This window comes from Inquilinus limosus, assembly GCF_002195995.1.
In the GTDB taxonomy this organism is placed as follows: Bacteria; Pseudomonadota; Alphaproteobacteria; order DSM-16000; family Inquilinaceae; genus Inquilinus; species Inquilinus limosus_C.
In genome coordinates, this window is record NZ_NHON01000007.1 from 32,953 (window position 1) to 53,481 (window position 20,529).

General features: G+C 71.3%; 19 protein-coding genes. 4 read left to right on the forward strand and 15 right to left on the reverse strand.

Annotated elements, in window-relative coordinates:
* The first annotated feature begins 98 nt into the window (after nucleotides 1–98).
* Both BWR60_RS05570 and BWR60_RS05575 read left to right on the forward strand, forming a co-directional pair.
* Nucleotides 99–1,343, forward strand: coding sequence for a glycerate kinase type-2 family protein (locus BWR60_RS05570; RefSeq protein ID WP_088150019.1), 1,245 nt, complete (start codon nucleotides 99–101; stop codon nucleotides 1,341–1,343).
* Between the two features lie 260 nt (nucleotides 1,344–1,603).
* Nucleotides 1,604–4,255, forward strand: a complete 2,652-nt coding sequence (locus BWR60_RS05575) for a calcium-binding protein (protein ID WP_088150020.1) — start codon at nucleotides 1,604–1,606, stop codon at nucleotides 4,253–4,255.
* Nucleotides 4,256–4,294: 39 nt separating this feature from the next.
* Here BWR60_RS05575 and BWR60_RS05580 read toward each other — a convergent pair whose 3' ends face one another.
* A complete protein-coding gene (locus BWR60_RS05580; RefSeq protein WP_088150021.1) occupies nucleotides 4,295–4,711 on the reverse strand; it encodes a MerR family transcriptional regulator in 417 nt (138 codons plus the stop codon).
* 85 nt (nucleotides 4,712–4,796) lie between these two features.
* Here BWR60_RS05580 and BWR60_RS05585 point away from each other — a divergent pair, with 85 nt between their 5' ends.
* Nucleotides 4,797–5,624, forward strand: a complete 828-nt coding sequence (locus BWR60_RS05585; protein ID WP_088150022.1) for an oxidoreductase — start codon at nucleotides 4,797–4,799, stop codon at nucleotides 5,622–5,624.
* 10 nt (nucleotides 5,625–5,634) lie between these two features.
* On the opposite strand, the gene BWR60_RS05590 is transcribed toward BWR60_RS05585, so the two are convergent.
* The gene (locus BWR60_RS05590; RefSeq protein ID WP_088150023.1) at nucleotides 5,635–6,402 is read right to left on the reverse strand and encodes an alpha/beta fold hydrolase; all 768 of its coding nucleotides are present in this window, start codon (nucleotides 6,400–6,402) and stop codon (nucleotides 5,635–5,637) included.
* A gap of 25 nt (nucleotides 6,403–6,427) precedes the next feature.
* A complete protein-coding gene (locus tag BWR60_RS05595) occupies nucleotides 6,428–6,853 on the reverse strand; it encodes a GNAT family N-acetyltransferase (RefSeq protein WP_088150024.1) in 426 nt (141 codons plus the stop codon).
* A 103-nt stretch (nucleotides 6,854–6,956) separates the two neighbouring features.
* Here BWR60_RS05595 and BWR60_RS05600 point away from each other — a divergent pair, with 103 nt between their 5' ends.
* Nucleotides 6,957–7,520, forward strand: coding sequence for a GNAT family N-acetyltransferase (locus BWR60_RS05600; RefSeq protein WP_218823357.1), 564 nt, complete (start codon nucleotides 6,957–6,959; stop codon nucleotides 7,518–7,520).
* A gap of 8 nt (nucleotides 7,521–7,528) precedes the next feature.
* On the opposite strand, the gene BWR60_RS05605 is transcribed toward BWR60_RS05600, so the two are convergent.
* The 12 genes from BWR60_RS05605 to BWR60_RS05660 form a co-directional block, all read right to left on the reverse strand.
* A complete protein-coding gene (locus BWR60_RS05605) occupies nucleotides 7,529–8,284 on the reverse strand; it encodes a helix-turn-helix transcriptional regulator (RefSeq protein ID WP_088150025.1) in 756 nt (251 codons plus the stop codon).
* A 131-nt stretch (nucleotides 8,285–8,415) separates the two neighbouring features.
* Entirely contained in the window at nucleotides 8,416–9,195 is a 780-nt protein-coding gene (locus BWR60_RS05610) for an SDR family oxidoreductase (protein ID WP_088150026.1), read from the reverse strand.
* Between the two features lie 102 nt (nucleotides 9,196–9,297).
* Entirely contained in the window at nucleotides 9,298–10,044 is a 747-nt protein-coding gene (locus BWR60_RS05615; RefSeq protein ID WP_088150027.1) for a helix-turn-helix domain-containing protein, read from the reverse strand.
* Between the two features lie 85 nt (nucleotides 10,045–10,129).
* Nucleotides 10,130–10,879 (reverse strand): response regulator transcription factor, encoded by a 750-nt coding sequence (locus tag BWR60_RS05620; RefSeq protein WP_179221644.1) that lies wholly within the window; start codon nucleotides 10,877–10,879, stop codon nucleotides 10,130–10,132.
* Between the two features lie 94 nt (nucleotides 10,880–10,973).
* Nucleotides 10,974–11,822, reverse strand: coding sequence for a TIGR01459 family HAD-type hydrolase (locus BWR60_RS05625; RefSeq protein ID WP_088150029.1), 849 nt, complete (start codon nucleotides 11,820–11,822; stop codon nucleotides 10,974–10,976).
* Nucleotides 11,822–13,090, reverse strand: a complete 1,269-nt coding sequence (locus tag BWR60_RS05630) for an FGGY-family carbohydrate kinase (RefSeq protein WP_088150030.1) — start codon at nucleotides 13,088–13,090, stop codon at nucleotides 11,822–11,824. The genes BWR60_RS05625 and BWR60_RS05630 overlap by 1 nt, the downstream gene beginning before the upstream one ends.
* Nucleotides 13,091–13,092: 2 nt before the next feature.
* Nucleotides 13,093–14,145: a class II aldolase/adducin family protein gene (locus BWR60_RS05635; protein WP_088150031.1), complete on the reverse strand. Its 1,053-nt coding sequence runs from the start codon at nucleotides 14,143–14,145 to the stop codon at nucleotides 13,093–13,095.
* Nucleotides 14,146–14,328: 183 nt separating this feature from the next.
* Nucleotides 14,329–15,867, reverse strand: a complete 1,539-nt coding sequence (locus BWR60_RS05640; protein WP_088150032.1) for a glycerol-3-phosphate dehydrogenase — start codon at nucleotides 15,865–15,867, stop codon at nucleotides 14,329–14,331.
* 4 nt (nucleotides 15,868–15,871) lie between these two features.
* Entirely contained in the window at nucleotides 15,872–16,531 is a 660-nt protein-coding gene (locus tag BWR60_RS05645; protein ID WP_088150033.1) for a class II aldolase/adducin family protein, read from the reverse strand.
* A 21-nt stretch (nucleotides 16,532–16,552) separates the two neighbouring features.
* Nucleotides 16,553–17,590: a 2-hydroxyacid dehydrogenase gene (locus BWR60_RS05650; protein ID WP_088150034.1), complete on the reverse strand. Its 1,038-nt coding sequence runs from the start codon at nucleotides 17,588–17,590 to the stop codon at nucleotides 16,553–16,555.
* Nucleotides 17,587–19,146, reverse strand: coding sequence for an FGGY-family carbohydrate kinase (locus BWR60_RS05655; protein WP_088150035.1), 1,560 nt, complete (start codon nucleotides 19,144–19,146; stop codon nucleotides 17,587–17,589). Before BWR60_RS05655 ends, BWR60_RS05650 begins: the two co-directional genes overlap by 4 nt.
* A 244-nt stretch (nucleotides 19,147–19,390) precedes the next feature.
* A complete protein-coding gene (locus tag BWR60_RS05660; protein ID WP_088150036.1) occupies nucleotides 19,391–20,527 on the reverse strand; it encodes an ABC transporter ATP-binding protein in 1,137 nt (378 codons plus the stop codon).
* Nucleotides 20,528–20,529: the final 2 nt, after the last annotated feature.

Consider the following 20,529-nt stretch of genomic DNA (forward strand, 5'->3'; position numbering starts at 1 on the left):
TGGAAGCGTCCGGGGGCGTCCGGCTGCGATTCCCGCTTGAACCGCGGCCGGACCTCGCCTTCGATGGGCCGCCTGCCGCCGCATCCAGAGAAGACGTCATGTCCGGGTCCGATCGCGCCGTCCTCGAAGTCCTGTTCCAGGCCGCGCTCAGCGCCGCCTATCCGGAGACGCGGATGCAGCACCTGCTGCCCGAGCCGCCGAGAGGCCGCACCATCGTGCTCGGCGCCGGCAAGGGCGCGGCGCGGATGGCCCGGGCGTTCGAGACGCTGTGGCCGCATCCCTGCGAGGGGCTGGTCGTCACCCGCTACGGCCACGGCACGCCGACCGACCGGATCGAGGTGGTCGAGGCCGCGCATCCGGTGCCGGACGCCGCCGGCCGGGCCGCCGCCGGCCGCATCCTCGACCTCGCCCGCGCCGCAGGGCCGGACGACCTGGTGGTATGCCTGGTCTCGGGCGGCGCCTCGGCCCTGCTGTCGCTGCCGGCGGAAGGGCTGACCCTGGAGGACAAGCAGGCCGTGAACAAGGCGCTGCTGCGCTCCGGCGCGCCGATCCAGGAGATGAACGCGGTGCGCAAGGCGATGTCCGCGATCAAGGGCGGGCGCCTGGCCGCCGCCGCGGCGCCAGCGCGCGTCGTCACCTACCTGATTTCCGACGTGCCGGGCGACGAGCCGGGCGTGATCGGCTCCGGCCCCACCGTCGCCGGCGGGGCGGACCCGGAGACGGCGCTGGCGATCCTGCGCCGCTACGGGATCCCGGTCTCGGAGACCGTGCAGCGGGCGATCCGCGCCAATGCCGCCCCGGCCGCGCTGCCGGCGGCGGATCTGCACATGCTGGCGACGCCGCAGATGGCGCTGGAGGCGGCGGCGGCGAAGGCGCGCGAGCTGGGCCTGACCCCGCTGATCCTGGGCGACGCGCTGGAGGGCGAGGCGCGCGAGGTCGGCCGAGTCCTGGCCGGCATCGCCGAGCAGGCGCTGCGCCACGGCCAGCCGGCGGCCAAGCCCTGCGTGTTGCTGTCCGGTGGCGAGACCACGGTGACGGTGAAGGGGCAGGGCCGGGGCGGCCGCAATGTCGAGTTCCTGCTGGCGCTGACGCTGCAGCTGCAGGGCCGGCCCGGCATTGCCGCCATCGCCTGCGACACCGACGGCATCGACGGGTCGGAGGACAATGCCGGTGCCTGGACCGATGCCGGGACGCTGGCGCTCGGCAAGGAACGCGGGCTGGCCGCGGCCGAGTTCCTGGCGAACAACGATGCCTACAGCTATTTCGCGGCGCTCGACCGGCTGGTGGTGACCGGCCCGACCCTGACCAACGTCAACGACTTCCGCGCCATCCTGGTGCGATAGCGCCAAGGGCCTGTCCGCGCCTCTTTCCGCCGCGAGCCGACGATCCCGGTCCAGTCGTGCGGCCGCATCGCCTGTTATGCTGAATTTGACGCAAGTCCTGGACGATTGCCGCCGCCGGGCCGGCCGTGTAGAACGCCGGCGTGTGAACCTGCATTCATCGCTCGTACAACTGCTATTCGTACGGTTTTGTTTTCCTTCTGATTTTCCCGACGGTGCTGCGGCTGCCGTCGCCTGCGCATACAAAAGGGAGGCTTTTCGTCATGACCGTCAACTCCAGCTCGCTCACCCGGATCTCGGTCGACAGCGGCGGCACCAGCGCCAACAACATCGCCACCAATGCCACGATGTCGGCCGATGGCCGCTATGTCGTGTATCAGAGCACCGCGACCAACCTGGTCGGGGGCGATGTCAACGGTTTCTTCGACGTGTTCCGCTACGACACCGTGACCGGCACCACGACGCTGGTCTCGACCGCGACCGGCGGGACGCAGGGCAACAACGTCTCCAGCCTGCCGCTGATCACCGATGACGGCCGCTATGTGGTCTTCACCAGCATCGCGACCAACCTGGTCGGCGGTGACACCAACGCCGTCCTCGATGTCTTCATGAGGGACACCTCGACCGGCGTCACCACGCGGGTCTCCACCGCATCGGATGGTAGTCAGGCCAACGGCGCCAGCCAGAACATCGACATCACCGGCAACGGCGCCTTCATCGGCTTCCAGAGCACCGCGACCAACTTGGTCGGCGGCGACAGCAATGGCTTCATCGACGCCTTCGTCAAGAACCTGTCGACCGGCGTCGTCACCCGCATCTCCGTGGCGGATGACGAGTCGCAGGCGAACGGCAACTCCCTGGTGGTCCGCCTGTCCGACGACGGCAACCGCGCCTCCTTCGTCAGCACCGCCAGCAACCTGACGGCCAACGACAGCAACGGCGCGGCCACCGACGTCTTCGTCCGCGACATCGGCGCCGGCACCACCACGCTGGTGTCGGTCTCCACCACCGGCGGCTCGGGGGATGGCCAGTCGTCGGGCGCCACCATCTCCGGCAATGGCCGCTATGTCGTGTTCCAGAGCGATGCGACCAACCTGGTGGCCGGCGACACCAATGCCACCACCGACATCTTCCTCCGCGACCTGCAGACCAACACCACCACCCGCGTCTCCACCGCCACCGACGGCAGCCAGTCGAACGACCTGTCGACCCAAGCCGTGATCTCCGCCGACGGCCGCTACGTCGTCTTCCTCAGCAATGCCAGCAACCTGGTGCAGGGCGACACCAACGGGCTGCGCGACATCTTCCTGAAGGACATGGTGACGGGCAACGTGACGCGCCTGTCCGTCGCCTTCGACGGGTCGCAGCTGAACGACCTGTCCAACACGCCGTGGATCTCGGCCGACGGCCACTACGTCACCTTCCAGTCGCAGGCGACCAACACCGGGGTGGGGGCCGAGGGCAACGGCACCGGCTTCGACATCTTCCGGGTCTCGCTGGTGGCCGGGGCCGGGGCCGACCGGATGATCGGCTCCGACGGCAACGACACCATCGACGGGCTGGCGGGCGACGACATCCTCCTCGGCGGCTTCGGCAACGACGTGCTCACCGGGGGCGCGGGGGCCGACCAGCTCCTCGGCGGCGCCGGCACCGATACGGCGGATTATGCGGCCTCGGCGGCCGGGGTGACGGTCGACCTCTTCACCGGCTCGGGCACCGGCGGCGACGCCCAGGGCGACACGCTGCAGGACATCGAGAACGTCAACGGCTCGGCCTTCGCCGACCATCTCTACGGCAACGGCAACGCCAATGTGCTGAACGGCGGGGCGGGCGACGACACGCTCCGGGGCGGCGACGGCGGCGACACGCTGAACGGCGGCGCCGGTTCGGACTTCGCCAACTACCAGGGGTCGGAGCAGGGCGTCGTCATCAACCTGCTGGCCGGCACTGCCTCCGGCGGCTTCGCCCAGGGCGACACGCTGATCAGCATCGAGAACCTGTACGGCTCCAGCCATGACGACCAGCTGACCGGCGACAACGGCCGCAACATCTTCGGCGGCGAGCTGGGCAACGACACGCTCGTCGGCAATGGTGGGGACGACTCGCTCTCGGGCGAGGGCGGCGACGACAATCTCAGCGGCGGCGACGGCAACGATCGGCTCGTCGGCGGCGACGGCACCGATACGATCCATGGCGGCAACAACGACGATTCCGTGGACGCCGGCACCGGCAACGACCAGGTCTTTGGCGAGGCCGGCAACGACAGCCTTTATGGCGGAACCGGCAACGACACCCTCGATGGCGGCGACGGCAACGACACCCTCGAAGGCGGCGCCGGGGCCGATACGCTGACGGGCGGGGCCGGCATCGACACGGCCAGCTATGCCAGCTCATCCGCCGGGGTGACGGTCAGCCTGGTCACCGGCGCTGGCACGGGCGGCGATGCCCAGGGCGACACGCTCAGCGGCATCGAGCAGCTGCTGGGGTCGGGCTTCAACGACCACCTGACCGGCGACGACAACGCCAACACGCTGTGGGGCCAGGCGGGCGACGACGTGCTCACCGGCGGCGGCGGGGCCGATCTGTTGAAGGGCGGCGCCGGCAACGACACCTTCGTCTATGCGGCCCTCACCGACAGCACCGTGGCCTCCTCGGGCAAGGACACGATCACGGACTTCTCGACCGGCGACAAGATCGACCTGTCGGCGATCGATGCGGACGGCAATGCTGAGAACGGCGACACTGCCTTCACTTTCGGCACCGGCGGCTTCACCGGGGCCGGGGCGGAAATCCGGGTGGTGACGGCCGGCGCGCTCCAGGTGGTCTATGTCGACACCAATGGCGACAAGGCGCCGGACTTCGCCATCAACGTCGCTTCCGACCATCCGCTCACCGCGTCGGATTTCGTGCTGTGATCCTCGGCGACCCCGTCTTCGGGCGGGGCCGCATCCCCTTCAGCCGCAGGCACGGAATTCGCCGTCCGAAGGATCGATGAACTCCGGCTCCGGCCCCTGTTCGCCAGCCCTCATCCAGGCCAGCTTGGCGCGGAGATAGCCGGCCATCGCCTCCAGCTCCGCCGCCTTGCGCTCCAGCCGGGCCAGCTGCTCCGACATGATCTCGATGCTGCGCTCGCGGGTGATGCCGCCGCGGCGATGCTCCTCGCCGATCGCGGCGATCTCCTTCAGCGACATGCCCAGCGACTGCGCCATGCGGATCAGCCGGGCCTCGCGCACATGCTCCGCGGTGAAGACCTGGTACGGGTTGCGACCGCCCTTGCCGTTGGTTCCGGGCGCCAGCAGCCCGCGGCGGACATAGAAGCGCACGGTGTCCACGGGCAGCCCCGTCGCCCGCGCGAAATCCGAGATCAGCATGGTTCGGCTCCGGCATTCCGGCCCTTGACCCTGGACCGCACTCCAGACTTATAGGATCAGCTCTCATCCTTGTGGAGCTTGAGAGTTGGACAAGATCGCATTGGTGACCGGGGCGTCGGCGGGCATCGGCGAGGCGACGGTGCGCCGGCTGATCGGCGACGGCTACACCGTCTATGCCGCGGCGCGGCGGACCGACCGGATGGCGATGCTGGCGGTGGCCGGGGCGCGGCTGGTCGCGCTCGACCTCACCGACGATGCCTCGATCGTCGCGGCGGTGGGGCGGATCCGCGGCGAGGCCGGGCGGCTGGACCTGCTGGTCAACAACGCCGGCTACGGCAGCTATGGCGCGCTGGAGGATGTGCCGCTGGACGAGGCGCGCCGTCAGTTCGAGGTCAACCTGTTCGGCGCCGCCCGGCTGTGCCAGCTGGCGCTGCCGATGATGCGGGAGCACAAGACTGGCCGGATCATCAATGTCAGCTCGATCGGCGGCAGGTCCGGCGAGCCTTTCGGCAGCTGGTACCACGCCACCAAATACGCGCTGGAGGGGCTGAGCGACTGCCTGCGGATGGAGCTGACGCCTTTCGGCATCGACGTGGTGGTGATCGAGCCGGGCGCGATCCGCACCGAATGGGGCGGCATCGCCTTCGAGAGCCTGCTGCGGGTTTCCGGCGGCACCGCCTACGGCCCCTATGCCCGGCGCCACGCCAGGATGTACGAACGGGCCGTGGCGTCGAGCTTCCCGTCCCCGCCCGAGGTCGTGGCGGACGCCATCGGCCGGGCGGCGGCGGCCCGGCGGCCGCGGACCCGCTATCCGGTCGGCGGCGGCGCCCGGATACTGCTGCTGCTCGTCCGTCTGCTCAGCGACCGGATGACCGACCGGCTGATGTGGCGGGCATCCCAGGCGCGGGAGTGACGGCGGGGCGTCAGCCCCGCGGTGCGTCCCCCAGGAACTCCGCGATGGCGGCGCCCAGCTCCGGCTTCGCCACCGCGCCCATATGGTTGCCGGGGATGGTGGCGTGGCGGCCCTGCGGCAGGGCGGCGGCAAGGTCCGCGGCCGAGCCGTTGTCGTCATCCTCGGCGCCGGCCACCACCAGGGTCGGCACCGCGATCGCCGCCAGCGCCGCGCGCGGCGTGTCGACCGAGGTGCCCAGCACCTGCAGCAGCGCCTCCGGGTCGCCGCCGACGGTCTTCAGGAAGGCCTCGGCCATCCATTCGGCCGTGCCGCGCTGGAAGCCGCCGAGATTGGTCAGGACGTGGCGGAAATAGGCGTTGCGGCCACCGGCGCTGACGATGCCGTCCAGGCCCATGCCGGCGACGATGGCCCGGCCGGGCGCGGCGCCGCGCGCCAGCATCCGCACCACCGTCCGCCCGCCCAGCGAATAGCCGCCGAGGTCGTAGTCGGCCAGGCCCAGCTGCTCGACCAGCGCCAGCCCGTCATCGGCCAGGATGTCACGCGGATAGGCGGCCGGGTCGTGCGGCTTGCCGCTGTCGCCGTGGCCGCGCAGGTCCGGCATGATCACGCGGTAGCCTCGCGCCGCGATTGCCGCGGCGTGGCCGTAGCGCAGCCAGTTCACGGTGGCGGTCGAGAAGAAGCCGTGGATCAGCACCAGCGGCCGGCCCTCGCCGAGCTCGCGATAGGCCAGCGGAACGCCGTCGCGGCCTTGGAACGGGCGGACGGGAAGATCGGTCATGCCGGGATGTCCTTGTCTACGAGGATCAGCGTTCGCGTTTGTAGGAAAAAGCGTCGGGTAGGCGCTTCATCCCGGCCCGCTCATAGAAGCCGACCGCCTCGGGCACCGAGATCAGGTAGAGGCTGACGCCGGGCCCGAGCTGCCGGCGAGCCTCGTCCAGCAAGCCCTTGCCGACGCCGAGGCCCTGGGCCGAGGCCGAAACGGCGAGGTCGGACAGGTAGCAGCACCAGACCGAATCGGTGACGGCGCGGCCGAACCCGACCAGCGGCCGGCCGGGCCGGTCCAGCCGGGCGGTGACGATCAGGTTGGCGCCGTCGATCATCGCCTGCAGCCGCGGCTCGTCATCCACCGGGCGGATGCGGCCGAGCCCGGATTCGACCAGCACGCGCCGGAACTCGGCGACATCCAGGTCCTGCTCGCGGCCATAGAGGATGCGGGGTGTCTCGCTCATGGCCGGGAGACTGCACCATCCCGGGCGGATTCGGAACGGGCTAAGGAGCCACGCCGGCCGCCCGCGTGTTGATCGGGGGAGCAATCGCTCGGGGAGAGCCGGCATGGGCTTCGCCATCCATCCGCTGACGCCGGGGCTGTGGCCGGCGCTGGAGGACCTGTTCGGGCCGGCCGGTGCGGTCAATGGCTGCTGGTGCATGCATGGCCGCATCGGCGCCGCCTATCGCCGCCGGCCGCGCCGCGAGAACAAGGCCGATTTCCGGGCGGTGGTGGAGCAGGGGCCGCCGCCCGGGCTGCTGGCCTTCTTCGGCGATCTCGCGGTCGGCTGGTGCCAGCTGACCCCGCGCGCGGCGGTGCCGGAGCTGGACCGCAACTGGCGCCTCAAAGCCGTCGACGACGTGCCGGTCTGGTCGCTGTCCTGCTTCTACATCCGCAAGGGCTGGCGCCGCCGCGGCGTCAGCACGGCGCTGATCGAGGCGGCGCTGCGGGCCGCGAAGCGGGCCGGCGCGCCGGCGCTGGAGGCCTATCCCTTCGACGCCGCGGTGTCGCCCAGCGCCTCCGGCAGCGGCTACGCCTCGACCTTCGCCCGGCTCGGTTTCCGCGAAGTGGCCCGCCGCATCCCCGCCCGGCCGATCCTGCGGCACGACCTCGCCGGCATCGGAGTCTGAGCGTCGTTTCAGACGGGCAGCAGTCCGAGACGGAAGGCTATGGCCACGGCCTCGCTGCGGTTGGCCGCGCCGAGTCTGCGCTTGGCGGCGGCGATGTACATGTTGACCGTGTTGACCGACAGGCCGAGGCGGTGGGCGGTCTCCTTGCTGCCCTGGCCTCGCGCGGCGCAGGCCAGGCAGTCGAGCTGGCGGGGACTCAGGGCCTTGTCGACCGGCCCCGCCGCGCGGACGGCGCCGAGCCGCCGCTCGATCTCCAGCCCACGACTGAGATGCGGGCCGACATGCTGCAGCACGGCCAGCTCCGGCGCGTCCCAGCGTTCGCGGTTCCGCGGTCGCCAGAGCGTCAGATGGGCGCTGGGGCCCCGCTCGCCGCCATCGGCCCAGGCCATCCAGCCATGCAGACCCTGCGGCCGAAGATAGTCGTTGTAGTATTCGGTCCGGGTGAACTCCGCATCGGGGATCTCCCGGCCGGAAAGGAGGCCGGTCGGCCGCCGCAGCGACAGCATCCTCGGCGTCGCCGGCACCAGGCGGTGATAGTAAGCGTTGTACAGCGCGACGCAGGCCGGATCGGCGTTATGACGGATGGCGACATCCTGCTTCAGCGGCGACGGTGACCGGTGCAGCGTGCCGGTGTGGCCGCCGAGCAGCCGTGTCAGCCGTTCGACCACCACCGACCAGTCGTCGTCGCCGAGCGCCGAATCGTAGATCTGGCCGATCACGCCGGTGATGGTGGCTTGGTCGGGCACAACCCAGTGACGGTCCATGCCGGGCCTGCGTGCGGGCGGAAGGGAACGGGCATTATCCCGCCATCGGCCGCCGCCCCTCAATCCCCTAAAACTGATAGGAGGGCGGGGCCGCCGGCCCGGGCCTCCGCCCGCCACAGCATCTCCGGCGGTCAGTACGTGCCGGGGAAGGCGCCGCCGTCGATCAGGAGGTTCTGGCCGGTGATGTAGCCGGCATGGACGCTGCACAGGAAGGCGCAGGCGGCGCCGAACTCGTCGGGCTGGCCGAAGCGGCCGGCCGGGATCGCGGCGCGGCGCCGGTCGGCGACGGCCTCGGCGTCCTGGCCCGAGCGCTGGGCGGCCGCGTTGATGCCGCCGCGCAGCCGGTCGGTGTCGAAGGCGCCGGGCAGCAGGCCGTTGATGGTGACGCCCTTGCCGGCCATCTGCCGGGCGATGCCGGCGATGAAGCCGGTCAGGCCGGACCGGGCGCCGTTCGACAGGCCCAGCTCCGCGATCGGCGCCTTCACCGAGCTGGAGGTGATGTTGACGATGCGGCCGAAGCCGCGCGCCGCCATGCCGTCGACCACCGCCCTGGTCAGGAAGATCGGGGTCAGCATGTTGGCGTCGATCGCCTTGATCCAGGCGTCGCGGTCCCAGTCGCGGAAATCGCCGGGCGGCGGGCCGCCGGCATTGTTCACCAGGATGTCCGGCTCCGGGCAGACGGCCAGCGCGGCCTCGCGGCCGGCCTCGGTGGCGATGTCGCCGGCGACGGTCGTGACCCTGGCGCCGGTGATGCGGCGGATCTCGTCGGCCGTCGCCTCCAGCGCCTCGGCGCCGCGGGCGGTGATGACGAGATCGACGCCCTCGCGCGCCAGCGCCAGGGCGCAGCCCTTGCCGAGGCCCTTGCTGGCGGCGCACACCAGGGCCTTGCGGCCGGTCAGTCCCAGATCCATGGTCCGTCTCCTCCCGCCGCGGCGGCGGGTCGTGCTTCGTGCGGAGGGGGCAGGGTGCGACGTCCGGCGGCGGATGTCACCCCATGGATGCGGCGCCGGCGGTCAGAGGTTCAGCAGGCCGAGAAACAGAGCGGTGGCGACGGCCTCGGTGCGGCTCGAGGCCTGCAGCTTGCGCATCGCCGCGCCGATATATTCGTTCACCGTGTCGACGGACAGGGCCAGCTGGCGGGCGATGCCTTTGCTCGACGCCCCCCGGGCAACGCGCGCCAGGCAGTCGCGCTCCCGCGGGCTCAGGCCAGGCTGTCGCCCGGTGGAACCTGAGGAGGGTGTCCGCGAGGAGGCGGCCAGGCGGCCTTCGATCGTGACGGCCCGGCTGAGATGCGGGGCCAGAACGCTCAGCAGGCGCAACGCCTCACCCGTGCCGGAGGCCTGGCGCGACGGGGACGCGATATACAGGGCGACGGGCTGACCGGCCGGATCCAGCCCATACCAGGACAGGCCGGCTCCCAGCCCGTTCGGAACCATGAAGCCCCGGTAGAACTCGGTCTGTTCCAGCACCTGCGCCGGCATCAGCGCGCAGTCCTCGACGGCGGATCCCGGAGGCAGGCGACGGATCAAGGGCCAGAGCGGATCGAGCCTGGAATAATGGGCGTCGTAGACGTGCTGGGCCGCCAGATCCATGTTGATCGTGATCGCCGGCATGGTCGGCCGGCCGCGCCAGCGCAGCAGGGCGGCCTTGCCGCCGATGGCCTGCATCAGCCGATCGATCAGCGATGTCCAATCCTCGTTGCCGATGGCGGCATCGTAGGTCCGGCAGATCAGATCGGTGACAGTGCGATCGTCCAGCACGGCGGGCGGGCCTGTGGAATGGAGAGGGCGAGAATATCCTCGAAAAGATGGCAGCAGGATGTCCGGGCCGGCATCGCCGGGATGGTCAGAGGGTCAGCAGGCCCAGGGCGATGGCGGTGGCCACGGCCTCGGTGCGGCTGGACGCCCGCAGCTTGCGCATCGCCGAGGCGATGTATTCGTTGACCGTGTGGGCCGACAGCGCCAGCTGGCGGGCGATGCTCTTGCTCGACGCGCCTCGGGCGATGCAGGCCAGGCAATCGCGCTCGCGCCCGCTGAGATCGGGCCCGGCCTGCGGCAGCTGGGCGGCCTTGCGCCGCTCCGTCGCGGCCGCGAGCCGGCCTTCGATCTGCACCGCCCGGTCGAGATGCGGGGTCACGGCCTGCAGCAGCCGCAACTCCTCGCCGGTGTAGAGCGGCTGCTGGCGGGGCCGGTAGATCGCCAGGCAGACCGGCTGCCCTGCGGCATCCACCGTGTACCAGGACAGGCAGAACCAGAGATGGTTCTGGCGGTACAGGTCGTTGTAGATCTCGGTCCGTCCCAGGGCCGGTTCCGGCACCAGGGCGCAGTCGTCGACGGCCGTTCCCGGCGGCAGCTCGAACAGCTTCGGCCAGACCGGGTCGACGGTGTGGTAGTAGGCGTCATAGGCCTGGTGCGCGGCGGGGTCCAGGTTGACCGTGACCGCCGTCTCCGCCGGCCGGGCAAGCCAGCGCATCACGGCGGAGGTGCCGCCGACGGCGCGGGCCATCGTCTCGACCAGCGTGGTCCAGTCCTCATCCCCGACGGCAGCATCGTAGGTCCGGCCGATCAGGTCGCCGAGGGTGCGTTCGTCCGACATGGTGGCTGAGAAAATTGTCCTGCCCCGGAATAAGGTCGTTCCAGAAACGAAACAAGCCCCAAATTGTTCCGTCGGCTCTGGCGGGGCGGCGAGACTACCAGCGGAACGATGGCAGCAGGATGTCCGGGGCGCAGCCGACGGTCGCGAATTCCCGCGCCATCTCGTCCTCGGCCATGCCGGCATGGATGCCGGTGCGCACCAGCGCGGCGGCGGCGCCGAAGCCGCGGGCGCCGGCGACGTCATGCTCGACGCTGTCGCCGACGCACAGCACCTGCTCCGGCCGCTCGACCCCGGCGGTGGCGGCGGCATGGCGGTACATCAGCGGATGCGGCTTGCCGACCCAGGTGACGCTGCCGCCCAACGCCTCGTACATCTCGGCGATGCGGCCGGCGCCGAAGGCGGGGCCCAGCGGGGTCAGCATGATCTTGTCGGGATTGGTGCACAGCGCCGGCACGCCGCGCGCCGCCGCCGGGGCCAGCAGGTCGCGATAGCTGTCCAGCGGGATCAGGTGGCCGCGGCTGCCGGCGATCACCACCAGATCGGCGGCATCCCCGGTCTCGGCCTCGGCGAAGCCCAGCGTCTCGGCGAAGCCGCGATCCTCGCCGCTGGAAATGACCAGGCAGCGGGCGCCGCTGCCGGGCGACACCGGCAGCGTGCCGCTCTGCAGCAGGGCCAGGGCGACATCGCCGGAGGTGACGAAATGGTCGTAGCTGTCGCGGGCGAAGCCCAGCGCCTCCATCCGCCGGGCGTTGTAGGCGGCGGAGCGGCCGGAATTGGACAGCAGCACGATGTGCCGGCCGGCATCCTTCAGCCGGCGCAGCGCCTCGATCGCGCCGGGATAGGGGTGGCGGCCGTCATGCAGCACGCCGTACTGGTCGACGAACCAGGTGCCGAAGCGGTCGACGATCTCGCCGATGCCATTCGCCTGCTCGATCATCGGCATCAAGACGCTCCAAGTCCCGCCAGGGCCAGCCGGGCTGTACCCTCTGCCGCGTCCTCCGACAAGGCCGGCAGGAAGGGCACGCCCAGCTGCCGGCGGCGGATCTCGGTCCAGCCGGCGTTGCCGGCGCCGCCGCCGACGCTGCGCAGCGAGGTCGCGGCCGGTGCGCCGAGCTCCGCCAGCAGGCGATAGGCGCGGCCTTCGATCCCGGCGATGCCTTCCAGCACGCCCTGGAAGAAAAGCGCGTCGTCGTCCGGCCGCGGCTCCAGCACCGGCGCCAGGTCGGGGTCGGAGACCGGGAAGCGCTCGCCCGGGCGGGGCAGGGGGTAGTAGGACAGGCCGGTCGGCCGGTCCGGCCGCAGCGCTGCGGTCAGGTCCGGCAGCCGGTCGCGGCCGAACAGCTGGGCGATCACCGCCCCGCCGCTGTTGGAGGCGCCGCCGACCAGCCAGCGGTCGCCCATGCGGTGGCTGTAGACGCCGTGCCGCGGGGAATCGACCGGCCGGTCGGACAGCAGCTTGATCACCAGGGTCGATCCGAGCGCCGTGACCGCGTCGCCCACCGTATCCGCCCCGGTGGCGAGGAAGGAGGCGCAGCCATCGGTCGTGCCGGCCACCACCAGCGCGCCGGCAGGGAGGCCGAGGGCGACGGTGGCCGCATCCACGGGGCCTGTCGGTGTGCCCGGCGCCACTGCCCGCGGCAGGGCGGCGGGATCGATGCCAAGGGCGGAAATCCAGTCCGGCCAGCGGCGCGCCACCGGGTCGTAGCCGGTCTTCAGCGCGTTGTTCTCGTCGGTGACGTCGAAGCGGCCGGACAGGCAGCCGGCGATCCAGTCGGCCTGGTGCAGCACCCTGACCGCTCCAGGCCGGCGCAGCAGCACCAGGGCGCGGGCGAGGGCGGAGCTGCGGCCACGGGCGGCGCTGCCGGGCGGAGCCACGGCATCGATCCGCGCCACCACCGCGTCGTCGGGGCAGGGGTCGTTGTACATCAGCGCGGTCCCGACCGGCCGCCCTGCGGCATCGGTCACCAGCACGGTGCCGGAGGTGCCGTCGACCGCGACGGCGCCGACCCGGGACAGCTCGGCCTCCGCCGCCAGCCGGCGCAGCGCCGCCACGGTGGCCAGCCACCACATCTCCGGGTCGCGCGGGTCCAGGCCCGGGCTGTCGGTGGCCATGGCGCCGCGACCGACAGGACGGCCGGCGGCGTCCACCGCCACCGCGCGGACGCCGGAGGTGCCGACATCGATGCCGATCGCGCGCGCAGCCTCTGCCATGGTCACCCCTCCCGCCGGCTCAGCGACTGCCGGTATTGCTCCGCGTCCCACTGGGTCAGTTCGTCGATCTGGGCCTGGGTGAAGGGTCGGACACCGGTTCCGGCCGGCACCCGCCCGGCGATATCGGCCAGGCAGCGGGCCATCTCGTCGGCCCCGCGCAGCACGCCTTGGTGCAGCACCACGCCGTGGCCCGGCACGCCAACAATTGCGGGCGCTCGCGGCCCGTCGCCCAGCGCCGCCAGCTCGGCCGGCGTGCGGGCCGTGGCGAGAGCGGCGCCGAGGAAGATCACATGGTCGGGATAGAACGCGCCCGTCGTGGCCAGCGCCAGGCTGGCCGGGTCGGTCGCCGTGTCATGCGCCACCGGATCCTGCGGCAGACGATAGGGCGTGCCGCGGACGAACTCGGCCAGCGCCTCGGGCTGCGCCACAGGGGCCGGGCGGCGGGGCATGGCCAGGGCGGCGCAGACCCGGTCCAGCAATTCGCCCGCCTCGGCAACGCCGTCCGCCGCCACCACCAGCCCGTGATTGCCCAGCACCACGACATTGGTGGCGGGCCGCAGCCGCGCCGCGATCGCCTGCGACAGGGTCAGGCCCGGCTTGCAATAGGGGATGAAGGCCCAGTCGACGCCCGGCAGCCCGTCCAGACGCTCGGCCAGCCGGGCCTCGGCGTCCGCGCGGATGGCCAGGGCGATGGTCGAGACGCAATGGACGTGCAGCACCACCGTGAAGGGCAGCACCGCATGCACCGTGGTCTCGATCGACGGCCGCAGCCCGCGGGGATTGTGCTCCGCCACCACGAAGTCGCGGGCGGTCTCGGCGGCCGGGTCGCCGTCGCGCATCGCCTGCAGCAGCGGGTCCAGCCGCACCGGCACCAGGATCTCCTCGTCCTCTGCCCGGGCCAGCCAGGTGCCGGAGGCCTTGATCCACATCGTGCCGTCGCGCTTGAGAGAGGTGTTGCCGCCCGCCGCCTGCACCTGATCCGGGTCGCGGCCGAGTTGGGCGGAGAGGGCGCGCAGGGTGCGGAGATCGGGATCGGTTGCTGGGTCGAGGGTCATGGGCGGAGACCTGTGAGTATCGGGTTGAATTGGCGCCCGGTCGCCCCCTCACCCTCCCATTCGCCAACGCGAATGGGTCCCTCCCTCTCCCCAAGGAGGGGGGAAACACACCTCTCCCCCGGGGAGAGGTCGGAACCGCGACAGCGGTTCCGGGTGAGGGGGCGGCACCGGCCCATCAGATGGTCAACGGCCCATGGCCTGGGCCGGAGTCGGGGCGGCCTCGAGCCACTCGATGAAAGCTGCGGTCTCCTCCGGCGACAGATGCAGCCCGTGCTTGGTGCGGCGCCACAGGATGTCCTCGGCATCCTCGGCCCATTCCTGTGCTCGCAGCCAGGCGACCTCGCGCTCGTGCAGCAGCCCGCCGAAGTGCCGGCCGAGATCGGCCATCGACCGGGAGCCCTCCAGCAGCGCGTCGGCGCGGGTGCCGTAGAGCCGGCCGTAATGCAGGGCCAAGCCCTCCGGCAGCCAGGGATGGCGCCGGCGGAACTCCGCCAGCCAGCGCTCGAAGTCAGCGCCGGGCATGTCGCCGCCGGGCAGCGGGGTCGACGCGGTCCAGGCCGGACCCATCGCCGGGAAGAACGGCTTCAGCCGGTCCAGCGCGTGCTCGGCCAGCTTGCGGAACGTCGTGATCTTGCCGCCGAACACGGAGAGGATCGGCGCGCCCTCGTCGTCGACGTCGAAGACATAGTCGCGAGTCACGGCCGAGGGGTTGGCGGCGTCGTCGTCGAACAGCGGCCGCACCCCGGCGAAGGAATGCACCACGTCTTGCGGGCCGGTCTGGCGCTGGAAGGCGCGGTTCAGCACCCCGCAGAGATACTCGACCTCCTTCGGGTCGACCGCCACGGTGTCGGGGTCGCCGGTCTGCGGGATGTCGGTGGTGCCGATCAGAAGGTACCCGTTCTCATACGGATTGATGAAGATCACCCGCTTGTCAGTGTTCTGCACCAGATAGGCCTGCGGCCCGTCATAGAACTTCCGCACCACGATGTGGCTGCCGCGCACCAGCCGGATCTTCTTGCCGGATTTCAGGCCGGCGGCGCCGGTCAGCACCTTGTCGACCCAGGGGCCGGCGGCGTTGGCCACCGCGCGGGCGACGACCTGCCGCTCGGCCCCGCCGCCGGCCGGGCGCAGCACCGCGTGCCACAGCCCGTCGCGCCGCCGCAGCGACACGCATTCGGTGCGGGTCAGGATCTCCGCCCCACGCTCGGCCGCACCGATCGCGTTCAGTACCACCAGCCGGGCATCGTCGACCCAGCAGTCGGAGTACTCGAAGCCGCGGCGGAAGCGGTCCTGCAGCGGCTTGCCCTCCGGGGCGCGGTGCAAATCCAGGCCCCGGCTGGCCGGCAGCCGCTTGCGGCCGCCGAGGTGGTCGTACAGGAACAGTCCGGTCCGCAGCAGCCAGGCCGGGCGCAGGAAGCTGTCATGCGGCAGCACGAAGCGCATCGGCCAGATGATGTGCGGTGCGGCGGCCAGCAGCACCTCGCGCTCGATCAGCGCCTCGCGCACCAGCCGGAACTCGTAATATTCGAGGTAGCGCAGGCCGCCATGCACCAGCTTGCCGCTGCGGCTCGACGTGCCCTCGGCCAGGTCGCCCTTCTCGCACAGCAGCACCGACAGGCCGCGCCCGACCGCGTCGCGGGCGATGCCGGCGCCGTTGACGCCGCCGCCGACCACCAGCAGGTCGACGACGGCACTGCTCCGCTGTTCCGCTCCGTCCGCCATCCGCTCAGGCTGCCTGCTTCTTCGGGCGCGGGCCGTAATCCTTGAACTTCTCGATCACCCGGTCGATCTCGTCATCCGGCAGGCATTTCGGCCCGCCCAGCATCAGCGTGTAGACATACTGCTTGGCCAGGGTCTCGACCTCGACCGCCAGCCACATCGCCTTGCCCAGCGTCGCGCCGGTGGCGATCAGCCCGTGATTGGCCAGCAGGCAGGCGGTGCGGCCCTGCAGCGCCGCGATGGCATGCTCCGACAGCTCCGGCGTGCCGTAGGTGGCATAGGGCGCGCAGGGGATCGAATTGCCGCCGCCGCAGGCGATCATGTAGTGCAGCGCCGGGATCTCCTGGTGCCGGATCGCCAGGATGGTCGAATACATCGGGTGGCAGTGGACGATGGCGTTCACCTCCGGCTTGCGGCGGTGGATGTCGAGATGGAAGCGCCATTCGGAGGAGGGGCGGTGGTCGCCATGCTCCCAGCTGCCGTCCATCGTCATGGCGACGATGTCGTGCGGCGTCATCTCGTCATAGGGCACGCCGGTCGGGGTCACCAGGATGCCGTCGCCCCAGCGGGCGCTGATGTTGCCGGAGGTGCCCTGGTTCAGCCCGTTGGCGTTCATCTGCCGGCAGGCTTCGACGATCCTGGTGCGCAGCTCGATTTCGGTGGTCATGGTCGGGTTCCGTGAAAGGGGTCAGCAGAGGCGGAGCAGGGGCTCGCCGGCCAGGTAGCGCCGCACGTCCTCGGCGATCAGCCCGGCGGCGTAGGTGACGGTCTTCACCGAGGCGCCGGCGATGTGCGGGGTCAGGGTGACGTTGGGCAGCTTCAGGAGCGGCCAATCCTCCGGCGGCGGCTCGACCGCGAAGGTCTCCAGCATCGCGCCGCGCAGCTTGCCGGACACCAGCGCGTCGTAGAGCGCGTCGTAATCGACCAGCGGGCCGCGGGCGGTGTTGACGAACACCGCCCCGTCCTTCATCGCGGCGAAGGCCTCGGCGTCGATCATGCCGGTGGTCTCGGCGGTGACGCGCGGATGCAGGGTGATGACGTCGCTTTCGGCCAGCAGCGTCTCCAGCGCCACCTGCTGCACGCCGTCGGCGCTGTCGGCGGGGGCGAGCTGGACATAGGGGTCGGTCACCAGGATGCGGCAGCCGAAGGCCTTCAAGAGGCGTACCACCTTGGCCCCGACATGGCCGTAGCCGATGACGCCGACTGTCATCTCCGACAGCTCGCGGCCGGTCAGGTCGGCGCGGTACAGGTCGCCCCGCCACTGGCCCTGCGACAGGGAGGTGTGGCCGCGGGTGATCAGCCGGGTCTCGGCCAGGATGGCGCCGATGGTGAACTCGGCCACCGCGCTGGCGTTGCGGCCGGGGGCGTTCACCACCTTCACGCCGTGCGCCTTGGCCGCCCTCATGTCGATGTTGACCGGCCCGCCGCGGCTGACGCCGACCAGCTTGAGTTCCGGCAGCCGTTCCAGCATGCCGGCCGAGATCGGGGCCAGATGGGTCACCAGGATCTCGGCGTCGCCGATGAAGTCGACGATCTCGTCCGGGTCGCCCATGAACTCCTTCAGCCCGTCGAGTCCGGTGCCGGCATAGCCATGCACCATCGGCTCGTCCGGCCAGGGCTGCTCCAGCGTCCGGATGTCGAGCGCGGCCGGAATTTTCTCCAGCGCTTCCACGAACAGGCTGGGCAGCATGAAGCGGTCGCCGATCACGGCGATGCGTCGGGTCATCCTCGGGTCCTCAGGTCTTCCAGGGCGTGCCAGACCGGGCGCAGGCTGCGGTAGCTGGCGCGGTACTGCGGGAACAGGCGGTCATAGGTCGCGACCAGTGCCGGGTCGGGCGCTTCGGCCTCGGCCAGCAGCGGCGTCACCCAGCGGGCGCAGGCGGCATCGATATCGGGTAGGATGCCCAGCGACAGCGCCGCCACCATGGCCGCGCCGGCGGCGCCGACCTCCTCGCGCTTCACCAGCCGCACTGGCGCGTTGGTGGCGGCGGCCAGGATGCCGCGGACGGTGGCGCTGCGCGCGGCACCGCCGGCCAGGCGGATCTCCGCCGGCGTGCCGCCGACCGCCTCGTAGCAGTCGCGGCTGGCGAAGCCGAGGCTCTCATAGATCGCGCGCAGCAGGTCGCCGGCGCCGGCAGTGCCGGACAGGCCGATGACCGAGGCGCGGGCGGCGCTGTCGACGAAGGGCCCGCGCTCTCCCGCCTCGGCGATGAACGGATGGTACAACAGCCGCCCCGGCTTCGCCGCCGCCGCCTTGGCGTCGAGCAGGCGGATCAGGTCTGACCGCTTCGGCAGCGTCGCCCCGGCGACCGCCGCCACCTCCTCGACCACGCCGCACAGCCAGTCGATGTTCAGCGTCGCCGCCATGTTCGAGACCATGGAGACGTAGCTGCCCGGGACGATGAACGGCATGGTGTAGCCGACCTCCTCGCCCAGCGTCACCCGGTCGGCCCCGAAAACGAGGCGCATATGGGCGCCGGTGGAGCCCAGCACGGTGAAGCCGGCGCGGCCCTCGGGGTCGTAGAGGCCGGAGCCGACGGCGCCGCACAGCAGGTCGACCGGGGCCAGCACCACCGGCGTGCCGGCGGGCAGGCCGGTCGCGGTCGCGGCCTGGGGCGTCAGCGCTGCATTCTGGCGGGCACCGTCGACCATCGGCGGCAGCAGCCGGGCCTCGTCCTGCAGGCCGAACAGCTCCAGCACCTCGGGCGCGTAGTCGCGCGTGCGGTAGTCGCCGAAGGTGAAGGTGCCTTCGGAAACGTCGGTCGCCCGCTCCCCGGTCATCCGGAAATACAGCCAGTCCTTGCAATGGAAGGCGGTGGCGGCGCGGGCCAGCGCTTCCGGCCGGTGCCGCTTCAGCCACAGCAGCTGGCCGGACTGGTTCGACATGTTCAGCATGGTGCCGGTGAAGCGCTGCACCGCCTTGGCCGTGCCGCTGCGGTGCAGCTCCGCCACGATGGGGCCGGACCGTCCGTCATGCCACAGCATGGCGCGGCCGACCGGGTCGCCGTCGCGGTCGATCAGCCAGGTGCCATCGCCCTGGCCGGTCACGGCGATCCCGGCGACACGCAGGCCGCGCGCCTCCAGCTTCGCCGCGAGCTCGCGCAGCACCAGCGCGGCGTCGTCCCAGCTGCGGTCGAACTCCTGCTCCATACCGGCGCCGTCGACCGGGATGGTCGTGTTCGGCCGCGCCGCATGCTCGACCGGCGCACCATCCAGGTCGAAGGCCACCGCCTTGACCACCGAGGTCCCGGAATCGAGGCCGATCAGGACGTCCTTGCTCATGCGAGGCCCCTGCGTGCAAACGAGGCCTCTCTATTTTTGTCCCCCCTCCCCTTGCGGGAGGGGGGCAGGGGGAGGGGTCTGCGCGCGTCCGCGCGCGAAAAGCCTTGGGTCGAGCTCTCCGCGGAGGCCGGTCTGCAGTGGTCCGGGATCGGCTCGGGCTGCGAGAACCCCCTCCCCCTAGCCCCCTCCCGCGAGGGGAGGGGGGACTCGTTTGGGGGCGGTCGCCGAATGATGGATTCCATGCTCATGCCGCGACCGCCACGGCCGGGTGTCCACCATGGGCGATCGCCATCTCGCTGCCGCTATCGAACAGGTGCAGCGCCGATGCCGGCAGGGCCAGGGCCAGCCTTGTGTCCGCCGCCGCCTCCAGCGCCCGGTCGGTGACGATGGTCAGACGCACGCCGTCGACGTCCAACGCGATGTGGCTCTGGTCACCCAGCCACTGGTTGGCGATCACCGTGCCCTGCAACTGTGTCTCGCCCGCGCGAGCGGTGCCGACGCGGATCTCATGGCCGCGAATGCCGAGATGGACCTTGCCGCCATCGGCCAGGCCCGGACCGGCATGCGGCAGGCGGAAGCCCCCGGCCTCGCTTTGCACCTCGACCGCAAGCCCGCCGGTCTCCCGAACCACCCGGGCCGGGAACAGGTTCATCGGCGGCTCGCCGATGAAGCCGGCGACGAACAGGTTGGCCGGGCGCCGCTTCAGGTCGGTGGGCGAGGCGAATTGCTGCAGCCGCCCGCCCTCCATCACCGCGATGCGGTCGGCCAGGGCCAGCGCCTCGGTCTGGTCATGGGTCACGAAGACCGTCGTCATCCTGTGCTCGATCAGATAGTCCTTGATGCGCGCCCGTAGCACGGCGCGCAGCTGCGGTTCCAGTTGGGACATCGGCTCGTCGAGCAATGACAGCTGCGCCCGCCGCACCAGGGCCCGAGCCAGGCTGACCCGCTGCTGCTGGCCGCCGGAGATCGCCTGCGGATAGCGGTTGAGGATGTCGCCGATCTCCAGCAGCGCCGCGACATGGGCCACGCGCTGCTGTACCTCGGCCTTCGGGATCCGGTCGCGCAGCAGGCTGAAGCCGATATTGTCGCGCACGGTCAGCGGCGGGTACAGGGCATAGCCCTCGAACGCCATGGCGACGTTGCGGTCGGCCGGGCGCAGGTCGTTGATCACGCGATCGCCAATCCGGATGCTGCCTTCCGACACGCTTTCGAACCCCGCGATCATGCGCAGGGTCGAGGTCTTGCCGCAGCCGGAGGAGCCGAGCAGGCCGACCAGTTCGCCGTCGCGCAGCGCCAGCGACACGGCATCGACCGCACGAACCGGATGGGCCAGCCGCGGCCCGTAGATCTTGGAGACGGCGTCGAGCGTCAGGGTTGCCATCG

Coding starts and splice junctions, on each gene's coding strand:
- BWR60_RS05660 (WP_088150036.1), bottom strand. CDS start 20,527: ATGGCAACCCTGACGCTCGACGCCGTCTCCAAGATCTACGGGCCGCGG.
- BWR60_RS05645 (WP_088150033.1), bottom strand. CDS start 16,531: ATGACCACCGAAATCGAGCTGCGCACCAGGATCGTCGAAGCCTGCCGG.
- BWR60_RS05605 (WP_088150025.1), bottom strand. CDS start 8,284: ATGGACCGTCACTGGGTTGTGCCCGACCAAGCCACCATCACCGGCGTG.
- BWR60_RS05630 (WP_088150030.1), bottom strand. CDS start 13,090: ATGGCAGAGGCTGCGCGCGCGATCGGCATCGATGTCGGCACCTCCGGC.
- BWR60_RS05595 (WP_088150024.1), bottom strand. CDS start 6,853: ATGAGCGAGACACCCCGCATCCTCTATGGCCGCGAGCAGGACCTGGAT.
- BWR60_RS05650 (WP_088150034.1), bottom strand. CDS start 17,590: ATGACCCGACGCATCGCCGTGATCGGCGACCGCTTCATGCTGCCCAGC.
- BWR60_RS05610 (WP_088150026.1), bottom strand. CDS start 9,195: ATGGATCTGGGACTGACCGGCCGCAAGGCCCTGGTGTGCGCCGCCAGC.
- BWR60_RS05640 (WP_088150032.1), bottom strand. CDS start 15,867: ATGGCGGACGGAGCGGAACAGCGGAGCAGTGCCGTCGTCGACCTGCTG.
- BWR60_RS05620 (WP_179221644.1), bottom strand. CDS start 10,879: ATGTCGGACGAACGCACCCTCGGCGACCTGATCGGCCGGACCTACGAT.
- BWR60_RS05600 (WP_218823357.1), top strand. CDS start 6,957: ATGGGCTTCGCCATCCATCCGCTGACGCCGGGGCTGTGGCCGGCGCTG.
- BWR60_RS05575 (WP_088150020.1), top strand. CDS start 1,604: ATGACCGTCAACTCCAGCTCGCTCACCCGGATCTCGGTCGACAGCGGC.
- BWR60_RS05590 (WP_088150023.1), bottom strand. CDS start 6,402: ATGACCGATCTTCCCGTCCGCCCGTTCCAAGGCCGCGACGGCGTTCCG.
- BWR60_RS05655 (WP_088150035.1), bottom strand. CDS start 19,146: ATGAGCAAGGACGTCCTGATCGGCCTCGATTCCGGGACCTCGGTGGTC.
- BWR60_RS05570 (WP_088150019.1), top strand. CDS start 99: ATGTCCGGGTCCGATCGCGCCGTCCTCGAAGTCCTGTTCCAGGCCGCG.
- BWR60_RS05580 (WP_088150021.1), bottom strand. CDS start 4,711: ATGCTGATCTCGGATTTCGCGCGGGCGACGGGGCTGCCCGTGGACACC.
- BWR60_RS05635 (WP_088150031.1), bottom strand. CDS start 14,145: ATGACCCTCGACCCAGCAACCGATCCCGATCTCCGCACCCTGCGCGCC.
- BWR60_RS05625 (WP_088150029.1), bottom strand. CDS start 11,822: ATGCCGATGATCGAGCAGGCGAATGGCATCGGCGAGATCGTCGACCGC.